Here is a 25,544-nt window from a genome sequence, read left to right as displayed (position 1 = left end):
ATCATGGACGACTGGGGGCAGTAATCATGCCGGGTCTGGCTGGCTAACACCCCATTATAAGGGGTACGAATAAAGTAACGGGGGGGAGATGAACCCTATGCAATGTCCTGGTTAATATCTCAGTGTGCTCATCAGTGCACTGATAATAAAAAGACGGAGACAGATGCCATTTACGATAAAGTTCGGAGTTCTTATTTGCTTTCATGTATTCTGAAAAAAAACAAAAATGTTGGGCTTATTCTTCATGCACCATCATTTGTTTCTGTGTCTGAAAAAATCGCCAGAATTGTGATGGCAAATTACTCCCGTAACTGGAGTAATTCCGAGTTGGCCAGTGCGGTTTTAATGAGTGAATCTTCTTTAAAAAGAAGAATGTACAAAGAGGTCGGTTCTATAAGTACATTTGTACATAAAATAAAGCTTACAGAAGCTATCAGGAAATTACGAAGGACAAATACTCCCATTTCTGTCATATCATCTGAGTTAGGTTACAGTTCACCATCGTATTTTTCTAAAGTCTTCTTTAAATATTTAAAGACATACCCTCAAAACATAAGGAAGAAAAATGGTCGGTAATGTCACCAATTAGGAGGACTTGCAGAGCCGCTTTTTTACGATACTGAGATCAAACAGACATAATCTATGCGGAGATTTACAGCAGGGCATGGTTCACAAATCTGACAGCGATGAATTATCGGCACTGCGGGCAGAAAATGCTCGAATCATCAAGCCCCTGTTACCTCCTGAACCCGCCACACCACGGGCCGGACGCCCATGGGCTGAGCACCGTAAAATCATCAATGGCATGTTCTGGGTGTTATGTTCCAGTGCACCATGGCGCGATTTACCCGAACGATATGGGGCATGGAAAACTGTTTATAACCGCTTTAACCGATGGTCAAAGTCAGGCGTGATTAATATTATTTTCAACAGGTTGCTTTCGCTACTTGATGCAAACGGCTTTATTGACTGGTCTGCCACCGCGCTGGATGGCAGTAATATCCGGGCGCTGAAATGTGCCGCCGGTGCTCAAAAAAACATCCCGATATCGACGGAGATAATGGGCCGGGTCGCTCTCGCGGCGGTTTTGGCACCAAAATCCATCTGGCAACAGACGGAAGTGGCCTCCCGTTAAATATCGTGCTAAGCCCCGGACAAGCTCATGAAAGCCAGTTCGCGCAACGACTTCTGGACGGGATTGGCGTTCAGCGTCAGAACGGCAGCATGAAACGCCGTGGACATGCGGTACTGGCTGATAAAGCGTATTCAGGGCGCGCATTGCGCAACGAGCTGAAAAATAACGGTATAAAGGCAGTAATCCCCCGAAAGTCAAATGAGAAAATGGCATCGGATGGACGTGCACAGCTTGATCGTGATGCGTACTGCAACCGTAATGTCGTTGAACGGTGCTTTGGGCGGCTGAAAGAATATCGCCGCATCGCCACGCGTTACGACAAAACGGCGAGAAATTACCTGGCGATGGTGAAACTGGGCTGCATCCGACTCTTTTATCAACGCTTACGTAATTAAGGGACACAGCCTAGTCTCCAGGATTCCCGGGGCGGTTCAATCAAAGCGCAGAACTTCTGCGTCTTCTTCGTCAAAAAAATCATCTTCGTGAAGCTTCACGACATAGCGGGGAAGTTTGCTTCTTTGAGAGGCGGGTTTACGTTTACGGGATTTAGCTGAACGGGCCATATAACCACCTGAAAGACAATGACATTGCCTGTTTTTATAACGGTAATTGCAGACCATGACAAACCGCAGCCGTCAGGCTGCCTACTCGAGTCACAAGGCTCTTTGTGTCCGATATGCCGGCAGCGCATTACCCATGAAACTGGCTGGAACGTACACCATAAGGTGAAGAAAGTTATGGGGGCGGTGAAGAATTATCTAACCTTGTCTTGTTACATCCAAATTGCCATCGACAGTTACACAGTTGTGAAGCCGGCTCTCTCAAAAAGGGCTTATAAAGGCTTGAGCGGTGTACCGGGAAACCGGTATGCACCGTTCTTAGGGGAGGGCAGTCCAGCAATGAACTGTCCTTACCCGACAAACATCCAAAACGAACGGAACGTGCTGGAATCCGCATATAACCCGTTGTAAAGTGAGGAAATGGACACCTCACTTGCTCATGAGAACGCCCGCCTGCGGGCACTGTTGCAGACGCAACAGGACACTATCCACCAGATGGCTGAATACAACCGCCTGCTCTCACAGCGGATGGCGGCTTATGCTTCCGAAATCAACCGACTGAAGGCGCTGGTTGCGAAACTGCAGCGTATGCAGTTCGGTAAAAGCTCAGAAAAACTTCGCGCAAAAACCGAACGGCAGATTCCATTTTCACGGGCGATCTACGCCACACAGGCTCTGGGTTGCAGTGACTGCTCCATTAAGGCGATTTTGAACTCATAAGGGAAGTAACAAAAAAACTGCAAAAGTACAATAATTATATATGGCCAAACTAACCTCTATTAAAAAACATCAGTTTTTCACACTTAGTTGAGCTTCATGAAAAAATCATCGAGGATTTCATTGCAGAATACACATTCCACTAACTGGAAGCACTCCATAAGAGGAATCAGAGAAAGTATCGTTTTTTTATAGTAAAATTCATTGCTGTTCAATAAAATTGATATAGTTATTAAATTATGAAAATAATTTCACAAAAAAGATTAACTTGAGTTCTTAAGCATCGGATTTTAGATATTTTGAAATATCTGGCATCACATAACATCAAAAGTATATAATACTCTTATCTAATTACATGCAGTATATTGTATATATACTCAAAAATTGTAATTCATACCCTGCTATATCTTGTAGGGAAAGATATTAATTAAAACTGTTTTCATATAAGGTTCATTTTATGAATATATCAGAAACACTGAACTCAGCAAATACCCAATGCAATATAGATTCTATGGATAACAGATTACATACATTGTTTCCAAAAGTGACATCAGTGCGAAACGCTGCACAACAAACTATGCCAGATGAAAAAAATTTAAAAGATAGTGCAAATATTATTAAAAGTTTCTTTAGGAAAACTATAGCAGCACAGAGTTATAGTAGAATGTTCTCTCAAGGCTCTAACTTTAAATCTTTAAATATAGCAATTGATGCACCATCAGACGCTAAAGCCTCATTTAAGGCTATTGAGCACCTTGACAGATTATCGAAGCATTATATATCTGAAATAAGGGAAAAACTTCATCCTCTTTCTGCAGAGGAACTCAATTTGCTTTCGCTAATTATTAATTCTGATTTAATCTTCAGACATCAAAGTAATTCTGATTTGTCTGATAAAATTTTAAACATTAAGTCATTCAATAAAATTCAGTCTGAAGGAATATGCACAAAACGAAACACATACGCTGATGATATAAAAAAAATAGCTAATCATGACTTTGTGTTTTTTGGCGTTGAAATCTCTAACCATCAGAAAAAACACCCCCTGAATACAAAACATCACACTGTTGATTTTGGTGCAAATGCGTATATCATTGATCATGACTCTCCATATGGATATATGACATTAACCGATCACTTTGATAATGCTATTCCACCTGTTTTTTACCATGAGCACCAATCATTTTTAGATAAATTTTCAGAGGTTAATAAAGAAGTTAGTCGATACGTACATGGAAGTAAAGGAATTATAGATGTACCAATATTCAATACTAAAGATATGAAGTTAGGGCTCGGATTATACCTGATTGACTTTATTAGAAAAAGTGAAGACCAAAGCTTCAAGGAGTTTTGCTATGGAAAAAATCTTGCCCCTGTGGATCTGGATAGAATCATAAACTTTGTTTTTCAGCCAGAGTACCATATACCTAGGATGGTAAGTACAGAAAACTTCAAAAAAGTTAAGATTAGAGAAATATCCTTAGAGGAGGCTGTTACAGCATCTAATTACGAAGAAATTAACAAGCAGGTCACTAACAAAAAAATTGCTCTCCAGGCTCTTTTTCTTTCGATTACTAATCAAAAAGAGGATGTCGCCTTATATATATTATCTAATTTTGAGATAACTAGACAAGATGTTATTTCCATAAAGCATGAGTTGTATGATATTGAGTATCTACTTAGCGCTCATAATTCAAGCTGTAAAGTACTTGAGTATTTTATCAATAAGGGATTGGTTGATGTAAACACAAAGTTCAAAAAAACTAATAGTGGGGATTGTATGTTGGATAACGCAATAAAATATGAGAATGCAGAAATGATAAAACTATTATTGAAATATGGTGCAACATCTGACAATAAATATATTTAATCAAAATTGAATATCGTTTAGCAAAAGGCAGTATTTGCACAAAATATCGATATATTGTTTATTGTCAGTATGGCTCAATGTGATAATAGTTGGAAAGTTTGATGGGTTTCGCCCCGTTGTAGCGGTAGTCGAACTGGAAGGTCTTCAGGCACTGCTTACAGCGATAGAGCAGCCCCCCTGAACTGGAATGGCCGTTCCGGATACCCCCCTGAGTTTCAGAGTAACGGTGACAAACCACATCAATCTTTGCCATCAATCATCCAAAGGGCAAAGAGTACAACAACACTAAGTCTGCGTCACAACCCATCAATGAAAGGAATATATACATATGCCATCAGTAAATTTAATCCCATCAAGGAAAATATGTTTGCAAAATATGATAAATAAAGACAACGTCTCTGTTGAGACAATCCAGTCTCTATTGCACTCAAAACAATTGCCATATTTTTCTGACAAGAGGAGTTTTTTATTAAATCTAAATTGCCAAGTTACCGATCACTCTGGAAGACTTATTGTCTGTCGACATTTAGCTTCCTACTGGATAGCACAGTTTAACAAAAGTAGTGGTCACGTGGATTATCATCACTTTGCTTTTCCGGATGAAATTAAAAATTATGTTTCAGTGAGTGAAGAAGAAAAGGCTATTAATGTGCCTGCTATTATTTATTTTGTTGAAAACGGTTCATGGGGAGATATTATTTTTTATATTTTCAATGAAATGATTTTTCATTCCGAAAAAAGCAGAGCACTAGAAATAAGTACATCAAATCACAATATGGCATTAGGCTTGAAGATTAAAGAAACTAAAAATGGGGGGGATTTTGTCATTCAGCTTTATGATCCCAACCATACAGCAACTCATTTACGAGCAGAGTTTAACAAATTTAACTTAGCTAAAATAAAAAAACTGACTGTAGATAATTTTCTTGATGAAAAACATCAGAAATGTTATGGTCTTATATCCGACGGTATGTCTATATTTGTGGACAGACATACTCCAACAAGCATGTCCTCCATAATCAGATGGCCTGATAATTTACTTCACCCCAAAGTTATTTATCACGCGATGCGTATGGGATTGACTGAGCTAATCCAAAAAGTAACAAGAGTCGTACAACTATCTGACCTTTCAGACAATACGTTAGAATTACTTTTGGCAGCCAAAAATGACGATGGTTTGTCAGGATTGCTTTTAGCTTTACAAAATGGGCATTCAGATACAATCTTAGCATACGGAGAACTCTTGGAAACTTCTGGACTTAACCTTGATAAAACGGTAGAACTACTAACTGCGGAAGGAATGGGAGGACGAATATCGGGTTTATCCCAAGCACTTCAAAATGGGCATGCAGAAACTATCAAAACATACGGAAGGCTTCTCAAGAAGAGAGCAATAAATATCGAATACAATAAGCTGAAAAATTTGCTGACCGCTTATTATTATGATGAAGTACACAGACAGATACCCGGACTAATGTTTGCTCTTCAAAATGGACATGCAGATGCTATACGCGCATACGGTGAGCTCATTCTTAGCCCCCCTCTCCTCAACTCAGAGGATATTGTAAATTTGCTGGCCTCAAGGAGATATGACAATGTTCCCGGACTTCTGTTAGCATTGAATAATGGACAGGCTGATGCAATCTTAGCTTATGGTGATATCTTGAATGAGGCAAAACTTAACTTGGATAAAAAAGCAGAGCTGTTAGAAGCGAAAGATTCTAATGGTTTATCTGGATTGTTTGTAGCCTTGCATAATGGATGTGTAGAAACAATTATTGCTTATGGGAAAATACTTCACACTGCAGACCTTACTCCACATCAGGCATCAAAATTACTGGCAGCAGAAGGCCCAAATGGGGTATCTGGATTAATTATAGCTTTTCAAAATAGGAATTTTGAGGCAATAAAAACTTATATGGGAATAATAAAAAATGAAAATATTACACCTGAAGAAATAGCAGAACACTTGGACAAAAAAAATGGAAGTGATTTTCTAGAAATTATGAAGAATATAAAAAGCTGAATATTATCTCGTGGTGATACACTGAATTTGAGGTAACCGGCTCATTTAAACCGTCTGGTCTGTTACCTCCGGTTCCACAAAAATAATGTCCATCATTTTGAAGTGGACACTATCGTATGGAATACCGGACCTGGATCACTGAAGCTTTACGCCTTCATTTCGAAGAACATTTACCACGGGTTGTGGCCGGACGTCGCCTGGGCGTACCAAAATCAACTGTCTGTGGTATGTTCGTGTGAACCGCCCCCGGTATCCCGCTCATGCTGGCGAACCCAGACACGCAGTGAACCGCCCCGGGTTTCCTGGAGAGTGTTTTATCTGTGAACCACGGCAGCCTGGCGGCTGCAAATCGGGGTGTGGCAGAATATGAGCTTTCAGAGTAACCATCCAGAATGAGTTCCCATGTCACACAACCTGGAGCACCAGAAAGTCCACACCAGAATGGTGAAAGAGGTTCTGAAAGCCGTCGCCAGAGCCAATAATCACCCTTATAAGTCCGTATTTGCAGACTTTATCACCGGTCATCCCTCCTGCACGGTCTGTTTCTGGGAAACCTTCCACAAAATGTACCCGGATTCACCGTACGAATACGTCACGTTCTGCCATACCTGCCGTCGTTTTGATTTATACGAAACAGAAGCGGAGATGAAGGCGGATGACCCGAAGTGGTGGTGATTTTCAGCCCCGACCGCTGAAACGCCTGTTCACAACCAACCAGTGCTGGACATCCTTCCTGGATGCGGGCGGTCTGCGCGATATCGAGGTTGAGGCTGTCACAAAAATGCTGGCCTGCGGCACGCGGATACTGGGCGTGAAGGAATACATCTGCGATAAACCTGAGTGCCCCCACGTCAGATACGTCACTAACTCATGCGGCAGCCGTGCCTGCCCGTCCTGCGGAAAAAAGGCCACAGACCTGTGGATAGCGACACAGCTGAATCGTCTTCCTGACTGCGACTGGGTACACCTGGTCTTCACCCTGCCGGACACGCAGTGGCCGGTGTTCGAAAGCAACCGGTGGCTGCTGAATGACGTGTGCCGTCTGGCGGTGGAGAATCTGCTGTATGCCGCCCGGAAACGGGGGCAGGAACCCGGTATCTTCTGCGCCATCCACACGTATGGCCGTCGTCTCAACTGGCATCCGCATGTACATGTGTCTGTAACCTGTGGAGGTCTGAATAAGCATGGTCAGTGGAAAAAGCTGAGCTTCCTGAAAGACGCGATGCGTTCGCGGTGGATGTGGAATATGCGGCAACGGCTTCTGAAAGCGTGGTCAGAGGGGCTGGCGATGCCGGAGTCGTTGTCACATATCACGACGGAATCACAGAGGAGAAGCCTGGTGCTGAAAGCCGGAGGAAAATACTGGCATGTGTACATGTCGAAAAAAACGGCCGGCGGGAGGAATACGGCGCGCTACCTGGGTCGTTATCTGAAGAAGCCGCCGATAGCGGCCTCCCGGCTGGCACATTACAACGGAGGGGCGAGCCTGAGCTTCCGTTACCTGGACCACAAAACGGGAGAAACGGCGACGGAAACGCTGACACAGCCTGATGAATCCCCTAATGATTTTTATCAAAATCATTAAGTTAAGGTAGATACACATCTTGTCATATGATCAAATGGTTTCGCCAAAAATCAATAATCAGACAACAAAATGTGCGAACTCGATATTTTACACGACTCTCTTTACCAATTCTGCCCCGAATTACACTTAAAACGACTCAACAGCTTAACGTTGGCTTGCCACGCCTTACTTGACTGTAAAACTCTCACTCTTACCGAACTTGGCCGTAACCTGCCAACCAAAGCGAGAACAAAACATAACATCAAACGAATCGACCGATTGTTAGGTAATCGTCACCTCCACAAAGAGCGACTCGCTGTATACCGTTGGCATGCTAGCTTTATCTGTTCGGGCAATACGATGCCCATTGTACTTGTTGACTGGTCTGATATCCGTGAGCAAAAACGGCTTATGGTATTGCGAGCTTCAGTCGCACTACACGGTCGTTCTGTTACTCTTTATGAGAAAGCGTTCCCGCTTTCAGAGCAATGTTCAAAGAAAGCTCATGACCAATTTCTAGCCGACCTTGCGAGCATTCTACCGAGTAACACCACACCGCTCATTGTCAGTGATGCTGGCTTTAAAGTGCCATGGTATAAATCCGTTGAGAAGCTGGGTTGGTACTGGTTAAGTCGAGTAAGAGGAAAAGTACAATATGCAGACCTAGGAGCGGAAAACTGGAAACCTATCAGCAACTTACATGATATGTCATCTAGTCACTCAAAGACTTTAGGCTATAAGAGGCTGACTAAAAGCAATCCAATCTCATGCCAAATTCTATTGTATAAATCTCGCTCTAAAGGCCGAAAAAATCAGCGCTCGACACGGACTCATTGTCACCACCCGTCACCTAAAATCTACTCAGCGTCGGCAAAGGAGCCATGGATTCTAGCAACTAACTTACCTGTTGAAATTCGAACACCCAAACAACTTGTTAATATCTATTCGAAGCGAATGCAGATTGAAGAAACCTTCCGAGACTTGAAAAGTCCTGCCTACGGACTAGGCCTACGCCATAGCCGAACGAGCAGCTCAGAGCGTTTTGATATCATGCTGCTAATCGCCCTGATGCTTCAACTAACATGTTGGCTTGCGGGCGTTCATGCTCAGAAACAAGGTTGGGACAAGCACTTCCAGGCTAACACAGTCAGAAATCGAAACGTACTCTCAACAGTTCGCTTAGGCATGGAAGTTTTGCGGCATTCTGGCTACACAATAACAAGGGAAGACTCACTCGTGGCTGCAACCCTGCTTACTCAAAATCTATTCACACATGGTTACGTTTTGGGGAAATTATGAGGGGATCTCTCAGGACACAGCGTGAGCTGGTCGCGAGGCTGAAACAGCACATCCCGGAGAAGTTTTTTAAGATGGTGAGGTACTTCGGGTTCCTTGCCAACCGGGTGTGTGGAGAGAAGCTGCCGCAGGTGTACCGTGCTCTGGGGATGGATAAACCGGAACCAGTGGCGAAAGTGTGCTATGCACAAATGGTGAAACAGTTCCTGAGTCGTGACCCGTTCGAATGCGTGCTGTGTGGCGGCCGGATGGTATACCGCCGGGCCATCGCGGGACTGAATGTGGAGGGGCTGAAGAAAAACGCGCGGGATATCAGTCTGCTGAGGTATATGCCGGCCTGACACAGGCTAAGTGTGCCCGGGAATCGGTGCAAGTATAAAAAACAGCCTGTTGCGGTATAAGAATCGACCATGCAGAGAGAGAAAACACCGGAGTGGAGGGAAAAGCAGAAAAGCTCACGTGGCATAAGGCGTGGACAGCGGTATCGTCTGGTTTTTCAATTTCCTATACGTGAACCTGGGTGCCGGCCCCGGACGGGACCGACGGTTTCTGGGATGTCGGGTGTCTGCCCCTGAAATACCTCACACTTCCGTCCCCGCCCGGCAGCTTACTTCCGTGCTGTCGGGTAGCAGCGATTCATTACTGACAGATGTCAACGACGGATGAAAAGTGATCCACTTATATCTCCACCAACGGCCCAATATTGATCCACCGTTTTACTCAGGATTAGCTTCTGCTATAACCCCGGCCTTTCGTTTCTGTCTGAGTCGATAGCTTTCTCCTTTGATTTGAACGACATGTGAGTGGTGTAAGATACGGCCCAGCATCGCTGAGGTCAGTGCTGCATCACCGGCGAACGTTTGATCCCACTGCCCGAACGGTAGATTGGATGTCAGGATCATTGCGCTCTTTTCGTAACGTTTAGCGATGACCTGGAAGAACAGTTTTGCTTCTTCCTGACTGAACGGCAGATAGCCTATTTCATCAATGATGAGCAGGCGGGGGGCCATTACTCCACGCTGAAGCGTCGTTTTATAACGGCCCTGACGTTGTGCCGTAGATAACTGAAGTAACAGATCTGCTGCTGTTGTGAAGCGAACTTTGATACCTACACGGACTGCTTCATAGCCCATCGCTATTGCCAGATGGGTTTTCCCCACACCTGATGGCCCCAGTAATACGATATTTTCATTACGTTCTATGAAGCTGAGTGAGCGTAACGACTGGAGTTGCTTCTGCGGTGCTCCGGTGGCGAATGTGAAGTCATACTCTTCGAACGTTTTCACCGCCGGGAAGGCTGCCATTCGGGTATACATCGCCTGTTTACGTTGATGACGTGCCAGTTTTTCTTCATGAAGCAGATGCTCCAGGAAGTCCATATAACTCCATTCCTGGTCTACTGCCTGTTGTGACAGCGCAGGCGCTGCGCTTAATTACCCCCTAGATCTGATTTCAGGCGTTGGGTGTGGATCACTATTGCACCGTTCGTGACATGTGCGGGAGCCTGGTGTATTGAGTCCTTTTCTTGCGGCGGTAACCCATTGTCCTAAAGTGCCTTCAGGAACAGATAATCGGGTGAACCGCCCCGGGAATCCTGGAGACTAAACTTCCTGAGAAAGAGGTAAACAGGATGACTAAAAATACTCGTTTTTCTCCCGAAGTCCGTCAACGGGCAGTCCGTATGGTTCTGGAAAGTCAGGGCGAATATGACTCACAATGGGCGACAATTTGTTCCATTGCTCCAAAGATTGGCTGTACGCCGGAGACTCTGCGTGTCTGGGGTCGCCAGCATGAGCGGGATACCGGGGGCGGTGATGGAGGGCTCACCACCGCTGAACGTCAGCGTCTGAAAGAGCCGGAGCGTGAAAATCGTGAACTGCGCCGCAGTAACGATATCCTTCGCCAGGCTTCCGCTTATTTTGCGAAGGCGGAGTTCGACCGCCTCTGGAAAAAATGATGCCACTGCTGGATAAGCTGCGTGAGCAGTACGGGGTCGGACCGCTATGCAGCGAACTGCATATTGCCCCGTCAACGTATTACCACTGTCAGCAACAGCGACATCATCCGGATAAACGCAGTGCCCGTGCGCAGCGCGATGACTGGCTGAAGAAAGAGATACAGCGCGTATACGATGAAAATCACAAGGTATACGGTGTAAAGTCTGGCGTCAGTTGTTACGGGAAGGTATCAGAGTGGCCAGATGCACTGTGGCACGTCTCATGGCGGTTATGGGACTTGCCGGTGTTCTCCGGGGTAAAAAGGTCCGTACGACCATCAGCCGGAAAGCCGTTGCCGCAGGCGACCGCGTAAACCGTCAGTTCGTGGCAGAACGACCTGACCAGCTGTGGGTGGCTGATTTTACTTACGTCAGCACATGGCAGGGCTTCGTCTATGTGGCGTTCATCATTGATGTGTTTGCCGGATACATCGTGGGGTGGCGGGTCTCATCGTCCATGGAAACGACATTCGTGCTGGATGCACTGGAGCAGGCGTTATGGGCCCGTCGACCGTCCGGCACGGTCCATCACAGTGATAAAGGTTCTCAGTATGTATCGCTGGCCTACACACAGCGGCTTAAGGAAGCCGGATTACTGGCATCAACAGGAAGTACAGGCGACTCGTATGACAACGCGATGGCGGAGAGCATCAATGGTCTTTACAAAGCGGAGGTAATACACCGTAAGAGCTGGAAAAACCGTGCAGAAGTGGAACTGGCCACACTCACGTGGGTGGACTGGTATAACAATCGACGATTGCTGGAAAGGCTGGGCCATACTCCTCCGGCAGAAGCAGAAAAGCTTATTATGCTTCCATCGGAAACGATGATCTGGCAGCCTGAGTTCACAGATAAAACACTCTCCAGGAAACCCGGGGCGGTTCAAAGCGCCAGCCCCGTCCCGCCCGATAGAGCGCGGCATAGCGGGCCCCGGATTACTTGCGTGCGACGGCAGAAGAAGCCCTGAAGCGAATCAGTGAACTGTACGCCATCGAGGATGAAATACGGGGATTACCAGAGTCAGAGTGTCTTGCAGTCAGGCAGCAGCGAAGCAAAGCGTTACTGACGTCGCTGCATGAATGGATGGTGGAGAAGAATGGCACGCTGTCGAAAAAATCCAGACTGGGCGAAGCATTCAGCTATGTACTGAATCAGTGGGACGCCCTCTGTTATTACAGTGATGACGGTCTGGCGGAGGCGGACAATAACACAGCGGAAAGAGCGCTTCGTGCAGTCTGTCTCGGAAAGAAAAATTACGTGTTCTTCGGTAGCGATCACGGCGGCGAGCGTGGTGCACTGCTGTACGGGCTGATCGGCACCTGCCGTCTGAACGGTATCGATCCGGAAGCGTATCTGCGCCATATTCTGAGCGTACTGCCGGAATGGCCTTCCAACCGAGTTGACGACCTCCTGCCATGGAAGGTGGTGCTACCATCAGGATAATCGTCAATACGGTGTTCGGTGAACGTTTACTTGGAGCATCATGCTTCATGAAGAAAAACTGGCACGTCATCAACGTAAACAGGCGATGTATACCCGAATGGCAGCCTTCCCGGCGGTGAAAATGTTCGAAGAGTATGACTTCACGTTCGCCACCGGAGCACCGCAGAAGCAGCTCCAGTCGTTACGCTCACTCAGCTCTGAGAGATCCCCTCATAATTTCCCCAAAACGTAACCATGTGTGAATAGATTTTGAGTAAGCAGGGTTGCAGCCACGAGTGAGTCTTCCCTTGTTATTGTGTAGCCAGAATGCCGCAAAACTTCCATGCCTAAGCGAACTGTTGAGAGTACGTTTCGATTTCTGACTGTGTTAGCCTGGAAGTGCTTGTCCCAACCTTGTTTCTGAGCATGAACGCCCGCAAGCCAACATGTTAGTTGAAGCATCAGGGCGATTAGCAGCATGATATCAAAACGCTCTGAGCTGCTCGTTCGGCTATGGCGTAGGCCTAGTCCGTAGGCAGGACTTTTCAAGTCTCGGAAGGTTTCTTCAATCTGCATTCGCTTCGAATAGATATTAACAAGTTGTTTGGGTGTTCGAATTTCAACAGGTAAGTTAGTTGCTAGAATCCATGGCTCCTTTGCCGACGCTGAGTAGATTTTAGGTGACGGGTGGTGACAATGAGTCCGTGTCGAGCGCTGATTTTTTCGGCCTTTAGAGCGAGATTTATACAATAGAATTTGGCATGAGATTGGATTGCTTTTAGTCAGCCTCTTATAGCCTAAAGTCTTTGAGTGACTAGATGACATATCATGTAAGCTGCTGATAGGTTTCCAGTTTTCCGCTCCTAGGTCTGCATATTGTACTTTTCCTCTTACTCGACTTAACCAGTACCAACCCAGCTTCTCAACGGATTTATACCATGGCACTTTAAAGCCAGCATCACTGACAATGAGCGGTGTGGTGTTACTCGGTAGAATGCTCGCAAGGTCGGCTAGAAATTGGTCATGAGCTTTCTTTGAACATTGCTCTGAAAGCGGGAACGCTTTCTCATAAAGAGTAACAGAACGACCGTGTAGTGCGACTGAAGCTCGCAATACCATAAGCCGTTTTTGCTCACGGATATCAGACCAGTCAACAAGTACAATGGGCATCGTATTGCCCGAACAGATAAAGCTAGCATGCCAACGGTATACAGCGAGTCGCTCTTTGTGGAGGTGACGATTACCTAACAATCGGTCGATTCGTTTGATGTTATGTTTTGTTCTCGCTTTGGTTGGCAGGTTACGGCCAAGTTCGGTAAGAGTGAGAGTTTTACAGTCAAGTAAGGCGTGGCAAGCCAACGTTAAGCTGTTGAGTCGTTTTAAGTGTAATTCGGGGCAGAATTGGTAAAGAGAGTCGTGTAAAATATCGAGTTCGCACATTTTGTTGTCTGATTATTGATTTTTGGCGAAACCATTTGATCATATGACAAGATGTGTATCTACCTTAACTTAATGATTTTGATAAAAATCATTAGGGGATTCATCAGCACTCAGCTTCATAGAGCGCAATGAAAACATAGTCTTACTGGGGACATCTGACATCACAAATCCCCGGGTGGGGATTTGTGTATAAGAGACAGCCCATGGAGGAAGGAGATATATCGCAGCTCTGACGACTCACTCCTTATTTACCCGGGAAATACTTCTCCAGCAATGCATACAGGATGGCAGCGGTTTCAGCATCCATTATGCCGTCATAATTTTTCTGCCGGAAATGAAGCTGAAAAGCGCGGACAAGCGCCTTATATCCGTCATCCGTCTCCACACCAGAAATACTGTATCCATAGGTCTTCAGCCGTGACACGATATCAACCTTATCCGGAATGCCCTGCGATTCAAAAAATAAATATTTAGTCAGTAATTTTATGTTTTTCCTGAGAAAATTACTCTTTTTCGAACTCCAGTGAGCGTTCACGACTCATCAGTGTGAAAATGATGGCAAAAACAGCAGACAGTATCAGTACGATAAATGTGGCCCCCCATCCCAGATAATCGACAACAAGTCCCATTCCCAGTGTCGCAACAATTGAGCCGAAGATATAGGAAAATGTGCCTGACAGCCCTGATGCGGCTCCGGCAGCTTCTTTAGGAACAAGCTCCATTGAATAAAGACCAATAAACATCACCGGACCATACACTGCCAGCCCCAACAGAATAAGGATTGTATAGTTTAGCCAGAGATATTCATTGCCTGATGGCACGTACCAGTACGCGATTAATAAAATAATGGTAAGTGCCAGAAATAAAGTATTTGTTAATGGTTTTGAGTTTCTGAACAGTCTGACAGACAGGTATCCGGCAAGAAGCATACCAGCCACACCACCGATTTCAAAAACAGAACCCCCCCCCATTGATGCCAGTTTTCCCATATCCTTACCACCGACATCCAGACTGTCACTTAAAAACTTAGGAGCCCAGGAAACAATACCGTATCTCAGAATATAAACAAACGAACCATAGATACAGCAGTAAATGAGTTTATTATTTCGGATGATATGTTTTCTGATGATATCAGGAATGGAGAGTCTCGGACCTTGTTCACGGCCTTTAGCCGGGTGTGAAACGACGTTACCTTTCCATTCTTCAATGGGAGGAAGCCCCACTGATACAGGTCTGTCCACCTGAATAAAGTAAATCAGCACACTCATTGCCATACACAGTACTCCTGGGAAGATAAATGCGGCCCGGGCATGATCCAGAGCACTGTCGCCGAAAAAACCAAAACTGAAACCAATCAGAACGGGGGCCAGAGCTCCCCCGACATTGTGCGATAAATTCCACAGTGTGGCCCAGGTGATCCTTTCCCGATGTTCATACCAGAACACCAGTGTTTTGGCACCAGGAGGATATCCCATACCTTGGATCCAGCCGTTAAGTAAATACATTGTTGAAAATAACGTAACGGATGTGATGATCCCGGGAATATATCCTATCAGAAAATTTACCAGTCCGGACAGGAATAAACCAAGAGACAAAAATACTTTTGAATTACTTCTGTCAGAAATAAGTCCGGAAACAAACTTTGATATACCATAGGATAAAAAACCGGCACAGGAGATAATGCCGATCTCGGTTGCAGACATGTGCAGCACACCGGATAACACACTGGTGGTGTTTCGGACAAAATAATACCCCATATATCCGAGGAAAATGCTGATAAAGACCCTGTATCGCAGGACGGGATATAATCGTTCAATCTCTTCAGAGGGTAATCTTTCAATTTCCTTAGGTTCTGTGAATAATGACATATTTAATCCTTCTGTAATACTGATAACCAATTGTCGCAAACCTGTTTACTTATCATTATATAATCACTCAAAGTATTGCATTATCACACTCATTAGTTGTCTTTTTTTAACCAAAAACAATTGTCAATCATGAAAAATGTAAAGATGATCATAGAAATGTTTTTAACATTATTTGCAGCTATAGTAGTTACTACTATTTATTCTTGTATCGAGAATACCAAAATTACTTGCATGTTTAAGATATTTTTATTTAGTTGTTTACGCGTAAATCGCCCGGAATCCAGAGGATCATTAAGTATCACATAAACAGGTTCCATACCAGCCCTGTCCGCATCAGGACGCCAGTAAATAAAATCTTGTAGTCCACCGGCATCAGAGACAGGAGTAATCGTCGTTACCGGCATTTCGACTGGTTTTATTTCCGTACCTGTATGTACTGGTGTGAGCGGACAAAACCACTGTACGTCTCTCATACACGCTCGTAAGCGGCCCTCACGGCCCGCTAACGCGGAGATACGCCCCGACTTCGGGTAAAACCCTCGTCGGGACCACTCCGACCGCGCACAAAAGCATTTTCATCGCCGATAGCGGGTATGGCTTGGCAGGGCCGGGATGGGTATAGGTAATTTGGCTATCGTAAAAAAGGTGGTTAAAAATTACAACCTGCAATGTAAATTGGCTAGTTAATTTTTGGCTATTTAAATTGACTTCTTAACGGCGTTTACTGTTCCATTGCTCCCCAACCCCCCTAATCAGGTCTGGGTCGCAGATATAACGTATGTTGCCACCCGGGAAGGATGGCTGTATCTCGCTGGCGTCAAAGATGTTTATACGTGCGAAATTGTCGGTTACGCCATGGGAGAGCGCATGACGAAAGAGTTGACGGGTAAAGCCCTGTTTATGGCGCTCAGGAGCCAGCGCCCACCTGCCGGGCTAATCCACCACACCGATCGAGGTTCACTGAACCGCCCCGGGTTTCCTGGAGAGTGTTTTATCTGTGAACTCAGGCTGCCAGATCATCGTTTCCGATGGAAGCATAATAAGCTTTTCTGCTTCTGCCGGAGGAGTATGGCCCAGCCTTTCCAGCAATCGTCGATTGTTATACCAGTCCACCCACGTGAGTGTGGCCAGTTCCACTTCTGCACGGTTTTTCCAGCTCTTACGGTGTATTACCTCCGCTTTGTAAAGACCATTGATGCTCTCCGCCATCGCGTTGTCATACGAGTCGCCTGTACTTCCTGTTGATGCCAGTAATCCGGCTTCCTTAAGCCGCTGTGTGTAGGCCAGCGATACATACTGAGAACCTTTATCACTGTGATGGACCGTGCCGGACGGTCGACGGGCCCATAACGCCTGCTCCAGTGCATCCAGCACGAATGTCGTTTCCATGGACGATGAGACCCGCCACCCCACGATGTATCCGGCAAACACATCAATGATGAACGCCACATAGACGAAGCCCCGCCATGTGCTGACGTAAGTAAAATCAGCCACCCACAGCTGGTCAGGTCGTTCTGCCACGAACTGACGGTTTACGCGGTCGCCTGCGGCAACGGCTTTCCGGCTGATGGTCGTACGGACCTTTTTACCCCGGAGAACACCGGCAAGTCCCATAACCGCCATGAGACGTGCCACAGTGCATCTGGCCACTCTGATACCTTCCCGTAACAACTGACGCCAGACTTTACACCGTATACCTTGTGATTTTCATCGTATACGCGCTGTATCTCTTTCTTCAGCCAGTCATCGCGCTGCGCACGGGCACTGCGTTTATCCGGATGATGTCGCTGTTGCTGACAGTGGTAATACGTTGACGGGGCAATATGCAGTTCGCTGCATACCGGTCCGACCCCGTACTGCTCACGCAGCTTATCCAGCAGTGGCATTATTTTTTCCAGAGGCGGTCGAACTCCGCCTTTGCAAAATAAGCGGAAGCCAGGCGAAGGATATTGTTACTGCGGCGCAGTTCACGATTTTCACGTTCCGGCTCTTTCAGACGCTGACGTTCAGCGGTGATGAGCCCTCCATCACCGCCCCCGGTATCCCGCTCATGCTGGCGACCCCAGACACGCAGAGTCTCCGGCGTACAGCCAATCTTTGGAGCAATGGAACAAATTGTCGCCCATTGTGAGTCATATTCGCCCTGACTTTCCAGAACCATACGGACTGCCCGTTGACGGACTTCGGGGGAAAAACGAGTATTTTTAGTCATCCTGTTTACCTCTTTCTCAGGAAGTTTAGTCTCCAGGATTCCCGGGGCGGTTCAGGCCAGTACCTCGTCAGTCAACTGACGGTAAATCTGCTGTTCAGTCTCACGCATCACCTGTGCACCGGCTTCCCTCTCCGCATCCGCATCACCGCTCAGACCTGATGCTTTCAGCCGGTCAGCCACCCTCTGAGAGTACTCATTCTCCAGCATCTCATACTTCTGCTCTTCTGCCTGCGCCCAGCGGTCAGCTTCCGTACGCTTCAGTACAGCATGCCATGGTCCCCAGAGGGAGAACCAGTCCGTAAATTCATTCTCTTCACGGCTTCTGACCATGGCTTCGGCAGTGCGGAGGTCATTTGCTGTCACTCCCGACACGCCATAGAAACGCATTTCCTTCACGGCAGTAGAGAGCTGAAGTTTCTCTGCGAGCATGGTCTGGAAGGCCAGGTAGACTTCTATCTCATCCACAAAATGGAGAGTTCTGACTTTATCCCGGGCAATGTCCTCCAGAATTTCGAGGCGGAACATTTCCCTGCCCAGGGAGAGCAGAGCGCCGGTATCATTATCGAAAAGGCCTTCTGATGCCTGATGGACCAGGAGGGTTTTCCGGAGATTGTTCCATGTGAGCGCGACACGGTCCTCACAGCTCTCAGTGGCATCAGCAGCAACAGCGAAAGACTGCTGTCGAAGCTCCGCAGAGGCACTGAGTTTTTCCAGCCATGCAGCGACCTGTTCACGGAATCCGGAGGTATTGCGTGCAGAGACGGTATCGGAAAGGCGGTCAAGGAACGCGGAAAAGGTGTTGGCATGCTCTTCATGTTCAAAAGCATGCCATATCTGTGATACATCAGATTGTTTGTTTTCCGGGAACCATGCTGTCACGGCATCAGCCAGGGGGCGATGGAGTGTATTCTGTTGTCCGTCACTCATGGAGAAGTAAATCTGCGGGCCGTGGTAGTCCGGCGAAGAGGTTAATCTTTGCAGGGATTGCAGAACGTGAGTCGACAATGGATTCCCTGAAATGTTAACATTCGTACAAATGGGCAATGTGATTATATTTTCGGGTAATGAAGTTAGTAGGTTGTTGGAAACATCCAGTGCCAATAGTTCTTGCGGTAATCTGGATAATCTGCGTAGTTGATTTTCACCTACCTTCAAATATTTTAAGCTCTGAGGAAATTCTGGTAGTTCCTGTAGTCTGTTGCCGGAAACAAAGAGTTCTTGTAGTCTATGAGGCAATTCAGGCAAGACAGTAAGGCGATTACCTTCAATACGTAATATTGTTAGCGTTGATGGAAGCTCTGGTAACGTCTCCAGACTATTAAAACGTGCCGAGAGTGATTGTAAATATGGTGGTAATGATGGCAGACATGACAAATTTCGATTGAATGAAATATTAAGCTTAATCAGTTGAGATGGAAGTGTCGGGAGTATATTCAAGTTGTTACCATTTACATGAAGTTCTGTCAAAAGCGGAGAATTTTCAGGTAGGGAGATTAACTCATTGTTGGAAATATTAAGTTCACGTATATGCAAAGGGAGTGGTGGTAAAGAACGTAGTTTCAGTAAGCTTAAATTGAGAACAGGCTCCCGGGTATCCAGACATATTTTCAATAATCGAACCGCCTGGATGCGATTTTCTGTTGTTGTTCCTTCCCTAGCCCAGTCATCCCAGATGCGGTGGTAATCTCTGGTACACTGTTCTTCTACCGATAAACGAGATATACATGATAAGCCACAAAGGGAACGAAAAAAAGAATGATTGTTGATCGGTTTCATTTATTAACCCCTCACTATTCATATCTTGGTCTATTAATGCAAATAAAACGAGAAAGTCTTTAAAAAAACAATCCTAGAGCTTTATCGGCGTTTTCATTCCGGCTGGAGGAATATGTTCCTGTCTTTCCAGTAACCGTCGATTGTTATATCAGTCTACCCATGTTAATGTGACCAGTTCTACTTTCATCCAGTTTGGATTGATCTTTATCCCCTATATTTTCAAACAATTTTTATCATTTAACTCATTACTGTCTCGATATTCCCATAGCAAACGATCTGGTTGGTTATCCCCTCAAAAAAGTCAGTTGCACGCCGTAAATCCCTGCCGGTATTGAGCGAGGATTTACGGGTTGTTGTTAAGGTCCGTAATCGGGTCACAGTTTTTCCGGAGTCAATCCGGTCTGCGGTTTATGCTTATGCGACGTGATTATGAATGGTGCAGTCGTGAGCCGTTTTCAGACAATCGCAGGGCCAGTACCTCGTCAGTCAACTGACGGTAAATCTGCTGTTCAGTCTCACGCATCACCTGTGCACCGGCTTCCCTCTCCGCATCCGCATCACCGCTCAGACCTGATGCTTTCAGCCGGTCAGCCACCCTCTGAGAGTACTCATTCTCCAGCATCTCATACTTCTGCTCTTCTGCCTGCGCCCAGCGGTCAGCTTCCGTACGCTTCAGTACAGCATGCCATGGTCCCCAGAGGGAGAACCAGTCCGTAAATTCATTCTCTTCACGGCTTCTGACCATGGCTTCGGCAGTGCGGAGGTCATTTGCTGTCACTCCCGACACGCCATAGAAACGCATTTCCTTCACGGCAGTAGAGAGCTGAAGTTTCTCTGCGAGCATGGTCTGGAAGGCCAGGTAGACTTCTATCTCATCCACAAAATGGAGAGTTCTGACTTTATCCCGGGCAATGTCCTCCAGAATTTCGAGGCGGAACATTTCCCTGCCCAGGGAGAGCAGAGCGCCGGTATCATTATCGAAAAGGCCTTCTGATGCCTGATGGACCAGGAGGGTTTTCCGGAGATTGTTCCATGTGAGCGCGACACGGTCCTCACAGCTCTCAGTGGCATCAGCAGCAACAGCGAAAGACTGCTGTCGAAGCTCCGCAGAGGCACTGAGTTTTTCCAGCCATGCAGCGACCTGTTCACGGAATCCGGAGGTATTGCGTGCAGAGACGGTATCGGAAAGGCGGTCAAGGAACGCGGAAAAGGTGTTGGCATGCTCTTCATGTTCAAAAGCATGCCATATCTGTGATACATCAGATTGTTTGTTTTCCGGGAACCATGCTGTCACGGCATCAGCCAGGGGGCGATGGAGTGTATTCTGTTGTCCGTCACTCATGGAGAAGTAAATCTGTGGGCCGTGGTAGTCCGGCGAAGAGGTTAATCTTTGCAGGGATTGCAGAACGCGAGTCGACAATGGATTCCCTGAAATATTAATCCTGTAACTTGAATCTAATTGTGAAAAACTCTCCGGAAGAGTGGTTATCTGATTAAAATGAAAATAATATTCCTTTTGTCTGATATTGTTTCTATCAGAAAATTGAGGAAAAGTAACCAGATTATTGCGCTGAGCACAGAGAATTTCCAGTTTATCCGGTAAGTCGGGTAATGTTGTCAGCCTGTTATAATAAACATGTAAAAATTTCAATTTTTCGGGAAGAGCCGGTAAGTTATATAGCCTGTTATTTTCAACAAATAATGATGTTAAATGGTTTGGCAAAACAGGAAGGTTTTCCAGTTGATTAGAACGAACACTTAAAGTTGTTAATGACTCAGGAAGTTCTGGTATCACAGAAAGCCTGTTATTATCAGCATTAAGTTCTTTAAGAAATGCAGGCAGCTTTGGCAATGATGTTAATTTATTATTTTCTACAATCAAAGCAGAAATATGCTTTGGTAATTCGGGAAGAGACGTCAAATTTAGGTCTGATAAATTTAATACTGCTTCTTGATTCTGAAAGCACTGGGAGAGTCTGTTAAAAGCAATGCCTCGCTCTTCCCCGGGAGAAGAGTTCTTTTCCCATTCAGTCAGGATTCTCAGATAATGTTCATTACTGGTTGAGTTTGAGTTAATAGAGGGGGAGCAAGAAACTGATGAGTGTGTATTATTTACAGAGAACATAATGCTAGGTCAACCTTATATTTGTGAGAATAAATATTTAAAATTGTATATTTATACAAATTTCACTTACCATTTCCGATATTAAGTTTTAATAGTTTCCATTTTACACATAACAGAAGTTAGTTGTAATTTATTTATGGAGGTTTTCTATGGAATTCTTTTTTTATTGTGGCTGCAGTCAATAATAACACTGAATTCAACATTCCAGTGAGCAAGGAAATGTAAGCCGAGTAAGTATATTTGTTTTACATCATATTTTAGTCAAGCTCATTTATTCCTATTATAGAATGACAAATTAAAATTACTGTAAAAAAACGATACACATTTAATACGAGGGAGGCCGGCAGAAAAACGGCTTGCGGTCAGGCAGGAGAAATGTGTGCCGCGAATGAAGTCCTTGTATGACTGGATAAAGCTCCAGAGGAAAACTTTGTCAAACCATGCTGAAATGGTAAAGGCGTTCAACTATATCCTGAATCACTGGAATGCACTGAATGAGTTTTGCCGGGTAGTACTTCCAATCATTAGAATATGTGCTTTTCAATGAAGGAACCGATGACTTTTTCGTGGATTTCCACGGAACGCGAGAAGCAGATTGTTTTACGTGCCAGCCGCTTGATGCGGGGGCGGAGGGTCAGGTTGTTACGTTCATACGTTGCGTGAAGATTTTGCCGGTCAGGTGTTTCTCCTCCGGCACTTCTCTGGCGTAGCTGCCCCAGTCATCGCTGGTCACCATGCCGATACAGAACGGAGTCAACAGGGCTAACAGTTCCCGACAGGTCTCATCATTCCGTGGCCCGCAAGTGTAAGCCAACACACCGCCAGTTTTAGTGTTGTACGCATACCAGGGCCAGTGTTGTTGCGCCTTGCTGCCAACGAAGCGCCACTGCTCATCAAGTTCACAGATAAGGGCAACATCAGCGTGAGCGACTGGCGCAGATGTTATCCGCCGGGGCGAGAGCTTTTTAATGTCCGTATGACGGTATTGATGCCGATTTTCAGTGTCCTGGCGGTATCACGGCCCCCTGCGCCGTTATGTGCCATTTCAACGATCTGCTCCTTAACGCCGAGTTTTCTGGCTTCATAAGAGTAAGTGAGCTGGAAAACACGTTTACATGAGCGACAACGGAAACGCTCATGCCGGGAACAACTACGGCCATGTCGATAAACTTCATCGGAATTACAGCGCGGACAATGAACAGTAACGGTAGTCATGGAAAACCTCAAATACCAGTAGATTACCAGAAACTTCTATCGATTGAAGACATTACCTTTTGCCGCAATAGGTGGGGTAACATTGGTGAAAACGCATTACGCCGGGTGGCAGTTGGAAAAAAATTATCTTTTTTCGGCTCTGATCGTGGTGGAGAAAATGCGGCAATAATCTAAATAGCTGCGCTTAATACCGCTACACTTTTGCCAGCCCATGTTTGCCTCCGGGGAATGGGCTGACGGTTTCCATAAAATGGCGAACTTTTTTCAACAGTTGCCACATTGAGCGGCACTGATGATTACGCGTTATTGTGTCGTGAAGTGCCTGCCATAGCCGTTCAACATGATTCACCCATGGCGAGTAAACCGGCTGATAAATGCCCCTGAACTTCGGGTTCTCCTTCAGCCAGCTCTGTGTTTCCCGGCTTTTGTGGATAATGTAGTTGTCCACGATCAGCGTGATGGTTTTCGCACGACGGTATGTCGCTTTAAGCCGCTTCAGCAGGCTGATGAACAGCGCCGAACTTTTGCTGTTGCCGCCCACATAGCTGACTTTACCTGTCCCGCTGTGCAGCGCTCCGGCCAGATAATATTTTTCATTCTGTCCCGGCGTGACCACCCGTTTTTGCTGTCCGCGCAGTTGCCAGTCCGCACCGATTTTGGGATGAAGATGGATATCCACTTCATCTTCATAAAAGACCGGATGCTCTGCGCTGCATTCGTCCAGTGCTTTATGGATTGCTGCCATCTTTTCATCTTTATGCGGGTCACGGATACGCAGAGTTGGCGCAGCCCTTCGCCACACAATCCCCACAGACGGCAACCAGCGGCGAACGGTTCCGGCATTTAACTGGCAACCGGTTATCTCATTGATTTTTATTGCCAGCAGTTCTGTACTCCAGCGTGAACGCTGGTAGCCAAAGTCGCCGGGAGAATGTTTTACCAGCTCACGTAACAGTGTGCAGATATGCTCAAACGGCCAGCGACGGGCACGCCCGGCAGGTAATGATTTCAGTCCCTCAACACCCGACTGCGTGAACCAGTTAATCCAGCGTCCAACAGAGGAGCGGGCGCAGCAGAGCGTTCTGGCAACGTCGCTGACACGGTCGCCCCGGTGCAGCATCAGCATGGCAGTCAGTCTGCGGGCATAATTTTTATCGTGTGTTTTATGGATGGCTTTCTGCATCAGGCGTCGTTCGTCACGGGAAATTGGTGCTATGATCGGCATTGCTCAGTCCGGTTGGTGATTTGTTTTGATTTGGCGATTGATCAGATCGCACAATCCGGGCTAAGTTCCCTCAAAGGGATCTACTATTCCGCGCAGCTATTTAGGCTGTGTCCCTTAATTACGTAAGCGTTGATAAAAGAGTCGGATGCAGCCCAGTTTCACCATCGCCAGGTAATTTCTCGCCGTTTTGTCGTAACGCGTGGCGATGCGGCGATATTCTTTCAGCCGCCCAAAGCACCGTTCAACGACATTACGGTTGCAGTACGCATCACGATCAAGCTGTGCACGTCCATCCGATGCCATTTTCTCATTTGACTTTCGGGGGATTACTGCCTTTATACCGTTATTTTTCAGCTCGTTGCGCAATGCGCGCCCTGAATACGCTTTATCAGCCAGTACCGCATGTCCACGGCGTTTCATGCTGCCGTTCTGACGCTGAACGCCAATCCCGTCCAGAAGTCGTTGCGCGAACTGGCTTTCATGAGCTTGTCCGGGGCTTAGCACGATATTTAACGGGAGGCCACTTCCGTCTGTTGCCAGATGGATTTTGGTGCCAAAACCGCCGCGAGAGCGACCCGGCCCATTATCTCCGTCGATATCGGGATGTTTTTTTGAGCACCGGCGGCACATTTCAGCGCCCGGATATTACTGCCATCCAGCGCGGTGGCAGACCAGTCAATAAAGCCGTTTGCATCAAGTAGCGAAAGCAACCTGTTGAAAATAATATTAATCACGCCTGACTTTGACCATCGGTTAAAGCGGTTATAAACAGTTTTCCATGCCCCATATCGTTCGGGTAAATCGCGCCATGGTGCACTGGAACATAACACCCAGAACATGCCATTGATGATTTTACGGTGCTCAGCCCATGGGCGTCCGGCCCGTGGTGTGGCGGGTTCAGGAGGTAACAGAGGCTTGATGATGGTCCATGCCTAATCGGGAAGGTCGTAGCGAGCCATAGTTCACGTATAGGAAATTGAAAAACCAGACGATACCGCTGTCCACGCCTTATGCCACGTGAGCTTTTCTGCTTTTCCCTCCACTCCGGTGTTTTCTCTCTCTGCATGGTCGATTCTTATACCGCAACAGGCTGTTTT

29 protein-coding genes and 14 other annotated features (1 of these 43 only partly in view) are annotated in these 25,544 nt (G+C 46.2%); of the genes, 14 read left to right on the top strand and 15 right to left on the bottom strand.

Translation table 11 applies throughout. The annotated features are described in order from the left end of the window. Positions 1-102 precede the first annotated feature (102 nt). From CP0100 to CP0098, 3 genes are all read left to right on the top strand, one after another. On the top strand, positions 103-576 hold the full coding sequence (locus CP0100; RefSeq protein NP_858233.1) for a hypothetical protein: 474 nt from the start codon (positions 103-105) through the stop codon (positions 574-576). 19 nt (positions 577-595) lie between these two features. Next, positions 596-1,135, top strand: coding sequence for an ISSfl1 ORF1 (locus CP0099; RefSeq protein NP_858232.1), 540 nt, complete (start codon positions 596-598; stop codon positions 1,133-1,135). Next, positions 722-1,545: a mobile genetic element (partial), on the bottom strand. Its footprint overlaps the gene before it by 414 nt. Next, entirely contained in the window at positions 1,141-1,530 is a 390-nt protein-coding gene (locus tag CP0098; protein NP_858231.1) for an ISSfl1 ORF2, read from the top strand. It overlaps the preceding feature by 390 nt. Before the next feature lie 21 nt (positions 1,546-1,566). Here the strand turns inward: CP0098 and CP0096 are convergent. Further along, positions 1,567-1,755 (bottom strand): IS91 ORF2, encoded by a 189-nt coding sequence (locus tag CP0096; protein NP_858229.2) that lies wholly within the window; start codon positions 1,753-1,755, stop codon positions 1,567-1,569. After that, positions 1,570-1,786, bottom strand: a mobile genetic element (partial). Its footprint overlaps the gene before it by 186 nt. Here CP0096 and CP0097 point away from each other — a divergent pair. From CP0097 to CP0091, 6 genes are all read left to right on the top strand, one after another. Then, positions 1,717-2,106 (top strand): hypothetical protein, encoded by a 390-nt coding sequence (locus CP0097; RefSeq protein ID NP_858230.2) that lies wholly within the window; start codon positions 1,717-1,719, stop codon positions 2,104-2,106. It overlaps the preceding feature by 70 nt. The genes CP0096 and CP0097 overlap by 39 nt on opposite strands. Before the next feature lie 9 nt (positions 2,107-2,115). Beyond that, positions 2,116-2,415, top strand: a complete 300-nt coding sequence (locus tag CP0095; protein ID NP_858228.1) for an ISSfl4 ORF3 — start codon at positions 2,116-2,118, stop codon at positions 2,413-2,415. A gap of 454 nt (positions 2,416-2,869) precedes the next feature. Next, the gene (ospC1, locus tag CP0094; protein NP_858227.1) at positions 2,870-4,282 is read left to right on the top strand and encodes a protein OspC1; all 1,413 of its coding nucleotides are present in this window, start codon (positions 2,870-2,872) and stop codon (positions 4,280-4,282) included. 328 nt (positions 4,283-4,610) lie between these two features. Next, positions 4,611-6,308: a hypothetical protein gene (gene ospD3 / locus CP0093; protein NP_858226.1), complete on the top strand. Its 1,698-nt coding sequence runs from the start codon at positions 4,611-4,613 to the stop codon at positions 6,306-6,308. Positions 6,309-6,963: 655 nt separating this feature from the next. Further along, positions 6,964-7,893 (top strand): IS1294 transposase, encoded by a 930-nt coding sequence (locus CP0092; RefSeq protein ID NP_858225.1) that lies wholly within the window; start codon positions 6,964-6,966, stop codon positions 7,891-7,893. After that, positions 7,856-9,184 (top strand) — a mobile genetic element. (Overlaps the previous gene by 38 nt.) Beyond that, a complete protein-coding gene (locus CP0091; RefSeq protein ID NP_858224.1) occupies positions 7,963-9,171 on the top strand; it encodes an iso-IS10R ORF in 1,209 nt (402 codons plus the stop codon). Its footprint overlaps the feature before it by 1,209 nt. Here CP0091 and CP0090 read toward each other — a convergent pair. Beyond that, the gene (locus CP0090; RefSeq protein NP_858223.1) at positions 9,150-9,512 is read right to left on the bottom strand and encodes an IS1294 transposase; all 363 of its coding nucleotides are present in this window, start codon (positions 9,510-9,512) and stop codon (positions 9,150-9,152) included. The two genes, CP0091 and CP0090, sit on opposite strands and share 22 nt — an antisense overlap. Beyond that, positions 9,185-9,681, top strand: a mobile genetic element (partial). Its footprint overlaps the gene before it by 328 nt. Next, positions 9,243-9,509 (top strand): IS1294 transposase, encoded by a 267-nt coding sequence (locus tag CP0164; protein ID NP_858297.1) that lies wholly within the window; start codon positions 9,243-9,245, stop codon positions 9,507-9,509. (Overlaps the previous feature by 267 nt.) The two genes, CP0090 and CP0164, sit on opposite strands and share 267 nt — an antisense overlap. 137 nt (positions 9,682-9,818) lie before the next feature. Continuing rightward, positions 9,819-10,600 (bottom strand) — a mobile genetic element (partial). Next, a complete protein-coding gene (locus CP0089) occupies positions 9,885-10,547 on the bottom strand; it encodes a transposase/IS protein (protein NP_858222.1) in 663 nt (220 codons plus the stop codon). It overlaps the preceding feature by 663 nt. A gap of 144 nt (positions 10,601-10,744) precedes the next feature. Next, positions 10,745-12,049 (top strand) — a mobile genetic element. Here CP0089 and CP0088 point away from each other — a divergent pair. From CP0088 to CP0085, 4 genes are all read left to right on the top strand, one after another. Beyond that, the gene (locus CP0088) at positions 10,799-11,125 is read left to right on the top strand and encodes an IS629 ORF1 (RefSeq protein NP_858221.1); all 327 of its coding nucleotides are present in this window, start codon (positions 10,799-10,801) and stop codon (positions 11,123-11,125) included. (Overlaps the previous feature by 327 nt.) Further along, on the top strand, positions 11,340-12,131 hold the full coding sequence (locus CP0087; protein NP_858220.1) for an IS629 ORF2: 792 nt from the start codon (positions 11,340-11,342) through the stop codon (positions 12,129-12,131). Next, the gene (locus tag CP0086) at positions 12,104-12,607 is read left to right on the top strand and encodes a hypothetical protein (protein ID NP_858219.1); all 504 of its coding nucleotides are present in this window, start codon (positions 12,104-12,106) and stop codon (positions 12,605-12,607) included. Before CP0087 ends, CP0086 begins: the two co-directional genes overlap by 28 nt. A 31-nt stretch (positions 12,608-12,638) precedes the next feature. Next, positions 12,639-12,804: a mobile genetic element (partial), on the top strand. After that, positions 12,648-12,839: an IS100 ORF2 gene (locus CP0085; protein ID NP_858218.1), complete on the top strand. Its 192-nt coding sequence runs from the start codon at positions 12,648-12,650 to the stop codon at positions 12,837-12,839. (Overlaps the previous feature by 157 nt.) After that, positions 12,805-14,133: a mobile genetic element, on the bottom strand. Its footprint overlaps the gene before it by 35 nt. Here CP0085 and CP0084 read toward each other — a convergent pair. The 12 genes from CP0084 to CP0073 form a co-directional block, all read right to left on the bottom strand. Further along, positions 12,818-14,026, bottom strand: a complete 1,209-nt coding sequence (locus tag CP0084) for an iso-IS10R ORF (RefSeq protein ID NP_858217.1) — start codon at positions 14,024-14,026, stop codon at positions 12,818-12,820. Its footprint overlaps the feature before it by 1,209 nt. The genes CP0085 and CP0084 overlap by 22 nt on opposite strands. A 137-nt stretch (positions 14,134-14,270) precedes the next feature. Next, positions 14,271-14,561 carry a hypothetical protein gene (locus CP0083; RefSeq protein ID NP_858216.1) on the bottom strand — a complete coding sequence of 97 codons (291 nt, stop codon included), beginning with the start codon at positions 14,559-14,561 and terminating at the stop codon, positions 14,271-14,273. Next, a complete protein-coding gene (gene ipgH, locus CP0082) occupies positions 14,530-15,933 on the bottom strand; it encodes an invasion plasmid gene product (RefSeq protein ID NP_858215.1) in 1,404 nt (467 codons plus the stop codon). Before ipgH ends, CP0083 begins: the two co-directional genes overlap by 32 nt. 711 nt (positions 15,934-16,644) lie before the next feature. Further along, positions 16,645-16,855: a mobile genetic element (partial), on the bottom strand. Then, a complete protein-coding gene (locus tag CP0081) occupies positions 16,852-17,565 on the bottom strand; it encodes an IS629 ORF2 (RefSeq protein ID NP_858214.1) in 714 nt (237 codons plus the stop codon). Its footprint overlaps the feature before it by 4 nt. Next, positions 16,856-18,160: a mobile genetic element, on the bottom strand. It overlaps the preceding gene by 710 nt. Beyond that, positions 17,780-18,106: an IS629 ORF1 gene (locus CP0080; RefSeq protein ID NP_858213.1), complete on the bottom strand. Its 327-nt coding sequence runs from the start codon at positions 18,104-18,106 to the stop codon at positions 17,780-17,782. Its footprint overlaps the feature before it by 327 nt. After that, the gene (gene ipaH4.5 / locus CP0079; protein ID NP_858212.1) at positions 18,158-19,882 is read right to left on the bottom strand and encodes an invasion plasmid antigen; all 1,725 of its coding nucleotides are present in this window, start codon (positions 19,880-19,882) and stop codon (positions 18,158-18,160) included. A gap of 427 nt (positions 19,883-20,309) precedes the next feature. After that, positions 20,310-22,007 (bottom strand): invasion plasmid antigen, encoded by a 1,698-nt coding sequence (ipaH7.8, locus tag CP0078; protein ID NP_858211.1) that lies wholly within the window; start codon positions 22,005-22,007, stop codon positions 20,310-20,312. Between the two features lie 514 nt (positions 22,008-22,521). Continuing rightward, positions 22,522-23,114, bottom strand: a mobile genetic element (partial). After that, a complete protein-coding gene (locus CP0077) occupies positions 22,642-22,824 on the bottom strand; it encodes an iso-IS1 ORF2 (RefSeq protein NP_858210.1) in 183 nt (60 codons plus the stop codon). It overlaps the preceding feature by 183 nt. Then, on the bottom strand, positions 22,950-23,234 hold the full coding sequence (locus tag CP0076; protein NP_858209.1) for an iso-IS1 ORF1: 285 nt from the start codon (positions 23,232-23,234) through the stop codon (positions 22,950-22,952). A 157-nt stretch (positions 23,235-23,391) precedes the next feature. Beyond that, positions 23,392-24,551 (bottom strand) — a mobile genetic element. Beyond that, the gene (locus tag CP0075) at positions 23,416-24,447 is read right to left on the bottom strand and encodes an IS630 orf (RefSeq protein NP_858208.1); all 1,032 of its coding nucleotides are present in this window, start codon (positions 24,445-24,447) and stop codon (positions 23,416-23,418) included. Its footprint overlaps the feature before it by 1,032 nt. After that, positions 24,549-25,412 (top strand) — a mobile genetic element (partial). Beyond that, the gene (locus tag CP0074) at positions 24,562-24,951 is read right to left on the bottom strand and encodes an ISSfl1 ORF2 (RefSeq protein ID NP_858207.1); all 390 of its coding nucleotides are present in this window, start codon (positions 24,949-24,951) and stop codon (positions 24,562-24,564) included. (Overlaps the previous feature by 390 nt.) Next, complete coding sequence (locus CP0073; protein ID NP_858206.1) at positions 24,957-25,286, bottom strand: ISSfl1 ORF1; 330 nt, start codon at positions 25,284-25,286, stop codon at positions 24,957-24,959. It lies within the feature at positions 24,549-25,412. Continuing rightward, positions 25,411-25,544: a mobile genetic element (partial), on the bottom strand (it continues 1,037 nt past the right edge of the window).

It is taken from the genome of Shigella flexneri 2a str. 301, assembly GCF_000006925.2.
Lineage (GTDB): Bacteria > Pseudomonadota > Gammaproteobacteria > Enterobacterales > Enterobacteriaceae > ECMA0423.
This window is presented reverse-complemented; position numbering and strand designations above follow the sequence as displayed.

Coding starts and splice junctions, on each gene's coding strand:
- CP0100 (NP_858233.1), top strand. CDS start 103: ATGTCCTGGTTAATATCTCAGTGTGCTCATCAGTGCACTGATAATAAA.
- CP0097 (NP_858230.2), top strand. CDS start 1,717: ATGACATTGCCTGTTTTTATAACGGTAATTGCAGACCATGACAAACCG.
- CP0096 (NP_858229.2), bottom strand. CDS start 1,755: ATGGTCTGCAATTACCGTTATAAAAACAGGCAATGTCATTGTCTTTCA.
- CP0095 (NP_858228.1), top strand. CDS start 2,116: ATGGACACCTCACTTGCTCATGAGAACGCCCGCCTGCGGGCACTGTTG.
- ospC1 (NP_858227.1), top strand. CDS start 2,870: ATGAATATATCAGAAACACTGAACTCAGCAAATACCCAATGCAATATA.
- ospD3 (NP_858226.1), top strand. CDS start 4,611: ATGCCATCAGTAAATTTAATCCCATCAAGGAAAATATGTTTGCAAAAT.
- CP0092 (NP_858225.1), top strand. CDS start 6,964: ATGACCCGAAGTGGTGGTGATTTTCAGCCCCGACCGCTGAAACGCCTG.
- CP0091 (NP_858224.1), top strand. CDS start 7,963: ATGTGCGAACTCGATATTTTACACGACTCTCTTTACCAATTCTGCCCC.
- CP0164 (NP_858297.1), top strand. CDS start 9,243: ATGGTGAGGTACTTCGGGTTCCTTGCCAACCGGGTGTGTGGAGAGAAG.
- CP0089 (NP_858222.1), bottom strand. CDS start 10,547: ATGGACTTCCTGGAGCATCTGCTTCATGAAGAAAAACTGGCACGTCAT.
- CP0088 (NP_858221.1), top strand. CDS start 10,799: ATGACTAAAAATACTCGTTTTTCTCCCGAAGTCCGTCAACGGGCAGTC.
- CP0085 (NP_858218.1), top strand. CDS start 12,648: ATGCTTCATGAAGAAAAACTGGCACGTCATCAACGTAAACAGGCGATG.
- CP0084 (NP_858217.1), bottom strand. CDS start 14,026: ATGTGCGAACTCGATATTTTACACGACTCTCTTTACCAATTCTGCCCC.
- CP0080 (NP_858213.1), bottom strand. CDS start 18,106: ATGACTAAAAATACTCGTTTTTCCCCCGAAGTCCGTCAACGGGCAGTC.
- ipaH4.5 (NP_858212.1), bottom strand. CDS start 19,882: ATGAAACCGATCAACAATCATTCTTTTTTTCGTTCCCTTTGTGGCTTA.
- ipaH7.8 (NP_858211.1), bottom strand. CDS start 22,007: ATGTTCTCTGTAAATAATACACACTCATCAGTTTCTTGCTCCCCCTCT.
- CP0075 (NP_858208.1), bottom strand. CDS start 24,447: ATGCCGATCATAGCACCAATTTCCCGTGACGAACGACGCCTGATGCAG.
- CP0073 (NP_858206.1), bottom strand. CDS start 25,286: ATGTTCTGGGTGTTATGTTCCAGTGCACCATGGCGCGATTTACCCGAA.